Source organism: Kribbella sandramycini (genome assembly GCF_013131805.1).
GTDB lineage: Bacteria > Actinomycetota > Actinomycetes > Propionibacteriales > Kribbellaceae > Kribbella > Kribbella sandramycini.
Map to the genome: position 1 here is coordinate 204,018 of NZ_JABJRC010000005.1, position 9,678 is coordinate 213,695.

At 69.4% G+C, this 9,678-nt stretch carries 7 protein-coding genes; 5 read left to right on the forward strand and 2 right to left on the reverse strand.

Annotated features, from left to right (window positions below; translation table 11 throughout):
- Positions 1–16 precede the first annotated feature (16 nt).
- Complete coding sequence (locus tag HPO96_RS21610; protein ID WP_171675335.1) at positions 17–574, forward strand: GNAT family N-acetyltransferase; 558 nt, start codon at positions 17–19, stop codon at positions 572–574.
- A gap of 76 nt (positions 575–650) precedes the next feature.
- On the forward strand, positions 651–1,928 hold the full coding sequence (locus HPO96_RS21615; protein ID WP_171675336.1) for a peptidase C39 family protein: 1,278 nt from the start codon (positions 651–653) through the stop codon (positions 1,926–1,928).
- Positions 1,929–1,934: 6 nt separating this feature from the next.
- Here HPO96_RS21615 and HPO96_RS21620 read toward each other — a convergent pair whose 3' ends face one another.
- Positions 1,935–3,614: a DUF2207 domain-containing protein gene (locus tag HPO96_RS21620; RefSeq protein WP_171675337.1), complete on the reverse strand. Its 1,680-nt coding sequence runs from the start codon at positions 3,612–3,614 to the stop codon at positions 1,935–1,937.
- A 96-nt stretch (positions 3,615–3,710) separates the two neighbouring features.
- Between HPO96_RS21620 and HPO96_RS21625 the strand changes: the two genes are divergently transcribed.
- Both HPO96_RS21625 and HPO96_RS21630 read left to right on the forward strand, forming a co-directional pair.
- On the forward strand, positions 3,711–4,937 hold the full coding sequence (locus HPO96_RS21625; protein ID WP_337796749.1) for a neutral zinc metallopeptidase: 1,227 nt from the start codon (positions 3,711–3,713) through the stop codon (positions 4,935–4,937).
- A gap of 737 nt (positions 4,938–5,674) precedes the next feature.
- Positions 5,675–6,700 (forward strand): neutral zinc metallopeptidase, encoded by a 1,026-nt coding sequence (locus HPO96_RS21630; protein ID WP_171675338.1) that lies wholly within the window; start codon positions 5,675–5,677, stop codon positions 6,698–6,700.
- A 66-nt stretch (positions 6,701–6,766) separates the two neighbouring features.
- Here the strand turns inward: HPO96_RS21630 and HPO96_RS21635 are convergent, their stop codons facing one another.
- Positions 6,767–8,452, reverse strand: a complete 1,686-nt coding sequence (locus HPO96_RS21635; protein WP_171675339.1) for a DUF2207 domain-containing protein — start codon at positions 8,450–8,452, stop codon at positions 6,767–6,769.
- Positions 8,453–8,528: 76 nt separating this feature from the next.
- Here HPO96_RS21635 and HPO96_RS21640 point away from each other — a divergent pair, with 76 nt between their 5' ends.
- Entirely contained in the window at positions 8,529–9,653 is a 1,125-nt protein-coding gene (locus HPO96_RS21640; RefSeq protein WP_337796750.1) for a neutral zinc metallopeptidase, read from the forward strand.
- Positions 9,654–9,678 lie beyond the last annotated feature (25 nt).

The window sequence follows — 9,678 nt, forward strand, 5'->3', positions numbered from 1 at the left end:
CGCTTAGTCTCGATCGGTGACCTATTCCCTGCCGATCGAGACCGAGCGCCTGACCCTCCGCCGCTACGCCGAGACCGATTACGACAACCTGCTCAAACTGCAGTCCAACCCTGAGGTGACGCGGTTCCTGCTGTACGACGCCAAGACGCCGGAGCAGGTCCGGGAGTCGATGGCCGCCCGGCTGGCCGACGTCCCGATGGATACCGACGGCCAGGCTCTCACGCTCGCGGTGATCCTCCGTGAGACCGGAGTCCATCTGGGCGAGGTCACGTTGTTCGTGAACAGCACCGAGCACCGCACCGGCGAGATCGGGTACGTCTTCCACCCGGAGTCGGGTGGCCGGGGGTACGCCGCCGAGGCCGCGGTCGAGTTGCTCCGGCTCGGGTTCGAGGAGCTCGGGTACCACCGGATGATCGCCCGCCTCGACGGCCGCAACACAGGCTCGGTGAAGCTGCTGCAGCGGCTCGGGATGCGCCAGGAGGCGCATTTCGTCCGCAACGAGTTCCTCAAGGGTGAGTGGACCGACGAGTTGGTCTTCGCGCTGCTCACCGAGGAGTGGGACAAGCGTTCGTAAGTTTCTGACGGCATAACCCGGGTGCGCGGCACGCGTTCACCGCGACAGCGGCGGCATCCGGGCCTACCGTCGAAAGATGACCGCCCCGCGTACCGCCACCGCCCTGATCGCCGCTGTGGCCGTGCTGAGCTCCGCAGTCCTGCCGAGCGCAGCCGTCAAGGTAGCCCCGCCGCGACAGATCGCCTTCCACACGTGGACGTCGACCACCGACTTCCTCTCCGGAGCCCACTCCGGCACCACAGTCGCCGACGGCACGCTGCGCTTCGGCCAGTCCGCTGGGAGTACGACGTACGTCGACCCGTTCGGGGACGGCACCGCGCGCAGCTACGACCAGGTGAGCTGGACGTCGGCGCCGATGAGCACCGGCTTCGGGGCGACCGAGCTGATCGCGTCCTGGAACGCCGACACTCCGCCCGGGACGTGGGTCGAGGTGTCGATGGCGGGCCGGACCGACCAGGGAACAGCCACCAAGTGGTACGTGCTCGGCCGCTGGGCAGCCGGTGACGAAACCATGCACCGGACGTCGGTGCCACGCCAGGGCGACGCGAACGGCTCAGTCGCGGTGGACACGTTCGTCGCGGCCAAGAACCGCTGGATCGACCGCTGGCAGCTGAAGGTGACGCTGTACCGGCTCACTGGCACCAGTCAGGCGCCGCAGGTCCGTTCGGTCGGCGCAGTGGCGTCCCGGCTGCCATCTGACCCGAAAGTTGCCGTGAGCCCCCTTGGCGGCGCGCAGGGGATCACTCTGGACGTTCCGACGTACTCACAGGAGACGCACCTCGGCCACTACCCGCAGTGGGACGGCGGCGGCGAGGCGTGGTGCTCAGCGACGTCTACCGCGATGGTGCTCGACTACTACGGCGCCGGCCCGACTCCGGCCGAGACCGCCTGGGTCGATCCAGAGGACGCCGATCCGCAGGTCGACCACGCGGCCCGGCAGGTCTTCGACTACGCGTACGACGGCGCCGGGAACTGGCCGTTCAACACGGCGTACGCCGGGACGCGTGGCGTGGACGGGTTCGTCACCCGGCTGCGGTCGCTGACCGAGGCGGAGCAGTTCATCAAGGCCGGCATCCCACTGGTGGCGTCGCTGTCGTTCAAGAAGGGCGATCTGCCCGGTGCGGGGTACGGAACCAACGGCCACCTGATGGTGATCGTCGGCTTCGCGCCGAACGGCGATGTGGTTGTGAACGACCCGGCGTCGCACCTCATCCCGAGTAACGACGAGGTGCGAACGACGTACGACCGCGCAGCCTTCGAGAACGCCTGGGTACCGCACTCCGGCGGGCTCGTCTACGTCATCCACCCGGCTGGGACCGCGCTGCCACCGCACGGCCCCCAAGCCAACTGGTAGTAGGTATCAGCGGGCGAACAGGGCGCCCGTCAGGTTGGTGGTGAGGTTGCGGAGCGAGTCCGGCAGGTTCTGCAGGTGCCAGCCGCTCGGACCGCGGTACCAGGAGAAGCCTTCGTCCTCGTCGGCGTCGTCGTCGGTTGCGACCAGTGCATCGATCCAGCGCTCGGAGCCGCCGAGGACGACGGCGTACGGCAGGGCCCGCGCGCACAGCACCGCGTGCTGGTCGGTCGGCAGCTCGCTGATGTCCATCTCCTGCAGCTCACCGCGGACTGCGGCGATCTGACCGAGCACTCGGCCCGCAGCCGGCGCCTTGGCCGGCATGTAGCGGCCGATGACCAGCAGGCCGACACCGATCGCGGTGATCGCCAAACCGAGCAGACCCCAGCTGGTGAGCAGCGCGAACAGGACAGTCAGTACGACACCGGCCACAGTGGTCCCGATGCCGATGGTGGCCCACAGCGAGCGAGTGCGGTCCGGGCGCTCGTTGAACCAGCCGCGCTTGACCACACCGTCGTACAGGGCGTCCTGCACCTGCTCGAGGTTGGCCCGGACCTGACGGCCCAGCTCAGAGACCAGCACGGAGTCGGAGTCGCCGAAGATGGCGCGGATCAGCACGTTCTCGTACCGCTGCAGCTCCTCGGCGGGAGCGTTCGCCACGCGGCGCAGCTCCCAGTCCGGACGGGCGTACTCGCTGCGGTGCTCGAGCTCGATGATCGTCAGGTGGCCGCGGACAGCCAGATCGATGATGGACGCCGTGACGTCGACCGGATCGATCCGCTCGTCGATCAGCGTGCCGACCTCGCCTGGACGCAGGTCCGACGGCGGGGAGAAGGCGATCGTCGCGTCCGGGCCGAGGCTGAACAGCGACGCCGGGACCACACGGCGCGGGTCGACCTGGTCACGGCCGCGCATCCGGTAGAGGAGCAGCAGCGCGATCGCACCGAGCACCAGAACCGCCACTGCGACCGACAGCTGCGCGGTGTCGGTGGAGAACGCGCGCTTGAACGTCTTGCGGTACTCGACGATCGAGTTGGCCGCGATCTTGCCGTCGGGGAAGCCGACCGTCATCCGGACCGTGTTGCCGGGCGGCAGACCGGTCTGCTCGAACGTCGGGCCGGCCGTCTCGGCCAGCTGCGCCAGCGTGCACGGGGTATTGCTGTCGACTGCGCCCGCGAAGCAGGAGACGTGGCTGACCGCAGGGGTGCTGTACTCGACGTGCACCTGCTGGATGGTCAGGTTGATCCCGGTGAGCGGGGCGAACTGCACCTCGGTGCCGTTCAGCGTCTTGGCCACCGCGCCCTTGACCGTGTAGCTGATGTCCAGCTGCGTGCTGCCCTGGAGGTCGCCGACCGCCATCGCAGTGACGTCGCCGTCCTCTTTCAGCTCGACGTTCTTCGCGGCGCCGCCGACCTTCGCCTGGACGTCGCCGAGCTCCTGCACGTGGTCGACATCGTCGGCCAGGTGCCGCCGGGTGAGCACGAACCGGGAGAACGTCCCGGTGACCTCACTCAGCTTCCACGTCTCGGAGACGCGCAGCAGGCCGTCCTCCTCGACCCGGACGGTGGCGTTGTAACTGGTCACGACCGGATCGGCCGTGCCATCGGTAGCGGTCGCGCCGGCCGGTACGCCGGTCAGGGCGGCAAGACCGAGAGCACACAGGGAAGTCCCGAGCAGACGTAGACGCATTGCCCAATCACACCGTAAAGAGAGGGTCAGTTGACCGAGGCACCATACCGTGCGGGAGGGCGCAGGTTGAGCCAGCGCTCCGCTACCGTCAGGCGCGTGTCAGGCAATCAGTGGGGCCCGCCGCCGGGCCAGTACCCGCAGCAGCCCCCACCCGGGCAGTACCCGCAGCAGCCGCCGCACTTCCCGCCGCCGCAGGGGCATTTCCCGCCTGGGCAGCCGCCGTACCAGGGTGTTCCACAGCCCTACTACGCGCCGCCGCCTCCTGGGCAGCCGCAGTTCGGCTGGGGGCCGCAGCAGCCGCGGCCGCCGCGGAAGAAGGGCAGTGCCGGCAAGGCGGCGCTGATCGTGCTCGGTGTGATCGGTGTCGCGGTGGCCGGCATGGTCGGCCTGTCTGCCGCGCTGAAGGACGCCGGGTCGTCGTACTCGAGTGACCCGACGCCGTCGTACACCTACAGCCCGACGACCTCGCCGACGACGACCCAGCCGACAGCCGGGCCGCCGACGCCGGTTGCGTCACCGACGACCACCAAACCGGTGCCGGTGGCCACTCGGCCGACGGCGCCGCGGACGACCAAGCCGAAGCCGAAGAAGCCTCAGGTGTCCGATCTGGACCGGGTCGCCCGGAACCGGGTCTACAAGTCGGCCGGGACGATGCGGTCCGTCGGCTGCCGGGAGTCGAGCGCACGGCCCGCCACCGCGGCTGGGGCCAAGGTGAACTACCGGAACCTGATCAACTGCCTGAACCGCTCCTGGCCGGCGATGGTGCAGCGGTCCGGCGTGACGTTCCGGCCGCCGCGGCTGATGACGTTCACCGGGACGGTGCAGTCGCCGTGCGGCGCCTGGTCGGACACCGGGCCGCCGTTCTACTGCCCGAGCAACGGCACGATCTACATGAACATCACCGAGGACACCCGCAACTACGCGCTGCCGAACGACTACGACAAGGTCTGGGCGCGGATGTGGATGCTGCACCAGCTGGCGCACGAGTACGGGCATCACGTGCAGAACCTGACCGGCATCATGGGCGCCACCCACCAGTTGCAGTACGAGGCGCCGACCCGGGCCAAGGAGCTGGAGTGGAGCCGGCGGCTGGAGCTGCAGGCCTCCTGTTTCGGCGACATCTTCATCGGCTCGAACCGGAGCAGCTACCCGATCACCGGGCAGTCGAAGTTCCAGTGGAACTTCCTGATCGGCGCCTGGACGGACCACAACAACGACCACGGCGACGGGGTCAATCACAAGTACTGGGCGCTGCGTGGCTGGAACAGCCGGAACCCAAGTGTGTGCAACACCTTCACCGCGTCGTCGCGGAGGGTGCAGTAACTCACGACCGGCCGCGGTGGCTGGCGCAGTGCGCCAGGATCACGCAGAGTATGACCCGGGGGCGTACGGCGGAGTTCTGGGGGGGACCGATCGACCGTGCGCAGCCTCGGCACCCCGAGAAGCGCCGGAAGCAGCAGTTGACGGCTACACCCAGAAGGTCGTGAGGAGTTTCGATGTCGGACAGCGGGAACCCACCACGGGGGAACGAGCCGGCGGACGGCGAGGCCGCCGGCCCGCCGGAGCGCCGGGAGGGGCAGTCGCCCCGGTGGTGGACCGGAAGCGAGGCGAAACGGGAGTTCCAGGACCCCGCCGCCTCCGATACCCCACGCACCCCCAACAACTGGTTCGGCGAAGGCTGGACCACCCGCCCCGAAGACACCAAGTCGGACCGCCCACAGCCGGACACCTCCGGAACGCCGCCCCAAGGTCCTCCCGCACGCCCGCAGCAGCCGCCGCCCGCGCGGCCGCAGCCCTCCGGCGCCAACCGCCCCACCCCACCCCAGACACCGCCCACGCGCCCGCAGCAGCCCCGCCCCCCGCAGCAGCCCGCGCCGCCGTACTCCGCTCCCCAGCGTCCCCCGCAGTCGGGTCCGGCACCGAGCCGTCCGGTCGGCCCGCCGCCGAACCGCGGCCAGCAGCAGCCGCCGCCTCCGCACCCCGCCGCGCCTACCCAAAGCTCTTACTTGTGGGCTCCCAGTGAGCCGGGGCCGGCGGAGAACAGAGGGCAGCTCGGGCCGATGGGGCAGCCGGTGCAGCAGGCGCCTACGTGGCAGTACCCGCCGATTCCGATTCCGCAGCCGCCGGGTGGCGGGCGGCGCAAGAAGCCGCGCAAGACGCCGCGGGTGTTGCTGATCGGGCTGGTGGTGCTGGCAGTGCTGGTGGTCGGCACCGGGATCACGTTGCTGGTGGGCAGTTTGGGCGACGACGAGCAGCCGCAGGCGGGGAACACGCCGTCCGCGGGGCCGAGTGAGACGCCGAGCCCGACGCCGTCCGCGCCGACCACGCCGGTCGAGCAGCCGTCGCCGCCGCCGACGCCGACCACGGCCAAGCAGGATGCGATCGTGCTGAACAGCAACCTGTACGGCGTCGGCCTGCTGGGGCCGTCGAAGTGCAAGGAGCCCCCGTTCGCGCCGACGTCGTACCAGCTCGCGCAGGCCTACTACAACCAACTGCTCGGGTGTATGAACATCACCTGGGGCGTCGCGATGAAGAAGATCAAGGTCAAGTACCGCGCCCCGAAGGTTGCCGTGTACAACGGCCGGATCAACACCGCGTGCGGCCGGCAGGGCGGCGTCCGAGCGGCGTACTGCGGGGTCAACGAGACCATCTACATGCCCTACGCCCCCGACGCGCGCGCCTACAAGTCGAACCCGGTCTACGCCCGCGCGCTGATGCTGAGCACGTTCGCGCACGAGTACGGCCACCACATCCAGAAGCGGACCGGTGTGCTGACGGCGTCCATCGAGCGCGCGCAGACGATGTCCCCGGCCGACAAGCTGACCGAGAGCCGCCGCCGTGAGCTGCAGGCGACCTGCCTGGGCGCGGCGTACCTCGGCATCAACTCGGCCTTCCTGCCGATCACGGGCCCGCTGCTGACCAGCTACCGGTTCCTGATCTCGCACACCGGTGACGAGTACGCGCGCCCGCGCACGCACGACCACGGGAACGCGAAGAGCAACTACCAGTGGAACATCGCCGGCTTCAACACCAAGAAGCCCGGCAGCTGCAACACCTTCAAGGCCGGCCGCGACCGCGTCGCCTGAGCACTGCGGTCACGACAAAGCCCGGGCCTCCCTCGCAGGGAGACCCGGGCTTCGCCGTACCAGAGCTCAGAACAGCCGGCGCGCACTCGCCAGTGAGCCGCCGAACGACGTCACGAAGTTGCTGAGCGACTCACCGATGTCGGAGAGGTGCCAGTCCGCCGGGCCGGAGTACCAGCCGATACCGGCGTCCGGGTCGTCGTCGTCATCGGTCGCGGCGATCTCGGCCGCCCACTTCTCGGTCAGCCCGAGGACGGCGGCGTACGGCAGGCAGCGGGACGCGAACTCGAGCCGGTGCGTCTGCGGCAGGTTCGCCGAGGTCTCGTCGGTCAGGTAGCGCTGCAGCCCGGCCACCCGGCCCAGAACCGCCGCACCGCGCGCGGTACGCGCCGGAGCGACCTGACCGACCAGTGCGAGCGCCAGACCGGCCAGGATCAGCGCGAAGCCGACCAGACCGAACTTGCTCACGATGGCCAGCACGATCGTCAGTACGACACCCGCACCCGCCAGCACCACACCCGCCGTCGTCCAGCGATTCCGCACGGCGTCCGGGCGGCTGGCGAACCAGCCCTGTGTGACGACGTCGGCGTACAGCTGCTCGCGAACCAGCCCGAGCCGCGGCCGCAGCGCCGAGCCGAGCTCGGAGACGACAACCGTGTCACCGTCGGCGAACACCGCATCCAGCAAGGCCTTCTCGTACGGCAGCAGCTCCGGACCGCCCTGGTGCTGGCGGTGCAGCTCCCAGTCCAGACGGCCGAACTGGGACTGCCGCGGCAGCTCCACGATGGTCAGGTAGTTCCGAACGGCCAGATCGAGCAGCGTGGCGGTGATGTCTACGACGTCGGCCGTCTCGTCGACCACCGTGCCCACCTGGCCGGGACGAATCCCATCGGGCGCGGCGAACTGCGGACCGTCGGCGCCCTCCAGCACCGGACGCTCCGGAGCGCCCGCACCGACCTTGCCCGCGTCCCGGCCGCGGAGGAACCACAGCCCGGCCGCACCGAGCAGACCGAGCCCGAGCACCAGCACTGCCAGCCCCAGCGTGCTGGAGTCGACGGTGAACGCATGCCCCAGCGTCCAGCGCGTCTTGTACGTCGCATTCGGCTGAACCGTCGCCTCGGAGCTCAGCCCGGTCAGGAACGTCAGCCGGCCACCAGCCGGTACGCCGTTCTGCTGGATCTCCAGCTCGGCCGACTCGGCCAGCTGCGACGAGGTGCACGGCATCCCGGAGCCGGGACGCCCGGCGAAGCAGGTCACCCAGGTCGCGAACGGGACGTTGACCGAGACCAGCGCCCGCGGCACCGCGGTCGAGAAGCCCTGCACGATCGGCCAGCTCACCTCGCGGCCCTCGGTGGACTCGGCCACCACGTTGTCCACGGTGTAGCTGTAGACGACGGTGGTCTGACCGGAGACGTTCACCGTGATCCGGCGGCCGTCGTCGGTGCTCTCGTTGCTCAGCCCCTGCGCGGGCTGCCCGTTCACGGTCGCGGTGACGTCGCTGACGTCGTACGTCCGGTCCCGCTCGGAGTCGGCGCGGACCCGGGTGGCCAGCGTCCGGCTGAACGTCGAACCGCCAGCGGTCAGGTCAACGGTCTCCTTGACCGTCAGCTTCCCGTCCTTGGACAGCGTGGCCTGGGCGGAGTACGCCGAGATCCGGTCGTCCGCGGCGTGCGCGGGCAACGTGCTGAAGGCAACGATCGGTACGGTCAGGCAACTCAGCAGGGCAGCCGGGAGGAGGCGGCGCTTCAGTGACATGGGTTGAGAGTAGTCTCGTGCCGGTTCGTCCAGGCAAATCGTCCAGCCACAGCCCAGTCACAGGAGGACAAGACCGGTGAGCAGCCCGTACGGCGGTCCCCAGGACCAGCGGCTCGGTCCCCCACCCGGTGTGCTCCCGCCGCCGCAGGCCTCCCCGTGGCAGCAGCAGGGCCAGTACGCCGGGCCTCCGCAGGGCCAGTTCCCGCCGCAGGGGCAGTACCAGCAGTTCCAGCAGCAGCCGGGCCAGTGGGCGCAGCCGTACTACGGGCCGCCCGGTGGGCAGTTCAACGGCTTCCAGCCGCCGCCGCGCCGGAACAACACGGTCAAGCTGCTGGTGTTCGGGTTCGTGATGCTGGTCTTCGTCGGCGTGTCGCTGGCTGTCATCGGCGCGCTGCTCGGCCGCGGTGGCGACTCTGCCGCCGGCCCGGGGCTGGGCGGCCCCTCGATCGTGCCGACGCCGACGACGAACCCGCAGCAGGGCTCCGCCGAGGACTTTCTGCTGAACGCGAAGATCTACCGGACCGGACCGCTTCCGGAGCAGGACTGCAAGGCCGAGAAGCTCGGCGACGGCAGCCTGGCCGCGCAGAAGGTCTACTACGAGAAGCTGTTCGCCTGCCTGAACGAGGCGTGGCGGCCGATCTTCAAGGAGATCGGCGAGGAGAAGCCCGACCCGGGTCTCGTGGTCTTCGACAAGCCCGTCGTCACTCCGTGTGGCAGTTTCGCGCCGTTGTCCGGCCGCGTGCTCGCGTTCTACTGCTACGGCAACAACGTGATGTACACCGACGTGCAGCAGATGAACAAGGCCTTCGGCCCGCAGCAGGACCTCGCGTACCTGATGACGATCGCCCACGAGTACGGACACCACGTGCAGGGCATCAGCCGGACGTTCTACGCCCGGATGGCCTACCTGCAGGAGCACCCGGAGAAGAAGCTGGACTCCTCGCGCCGCAACGAGCTGCAGGCGTCCTGCTACGCCGGTGTGTTCAGCAAGGCCGTCGAGAAGTCGTACCCGTTGACCGCGCGGATGGACGAGTTCAAGGAGCAGTCCAGCAACAGCTTCGGCGAATCGCCGAAGACGCCGGAGGACGAGCGCACGCACGGTCTGGCCACCAGCCAGGGCTTCTGGATCCAGAACGGCTTCAACGTCGGCTCCAACAAGGCCTGCAACACCTTCGCCGCACCAGCTGATCTGGTGAAGTAGCCGCGGTCCATTGGTCGTTCAGCGT

Bases quoted from the DNA above. Each gene is read 5' to 3' on its own strand.
- HPO96_RS21615 (WP_171675336.1), top strand. From the start codon at position 651: ATGACCGCCCCGCGTACCGCCACCGCCCTGATCGCCGCTGTGGCCGTG.
- HPO96_RS21620 (WP_171675337.1), bottom strand. From the start codon at position 3,614: ATGCGTCTACGTCTGCTCGGGACTTCCCTGTGTGCTCTCGGTCTTGCC.
- HPO96_RS21630 (WP_171675338.1), top strand. From the start codon at position 5,675: ATGGGGCAGCCGGTGCAGCAGGCGCCTACGTGGCAGTACCCGCCGATT.
- HPO96_RS21635 (WP_171675339.1), bottom strand. From the start codon at position 8,452: ATGTCACTGAAGCGCCGCCTCCTCCCGGCTGCCCTGCTGAGTTGCCTG.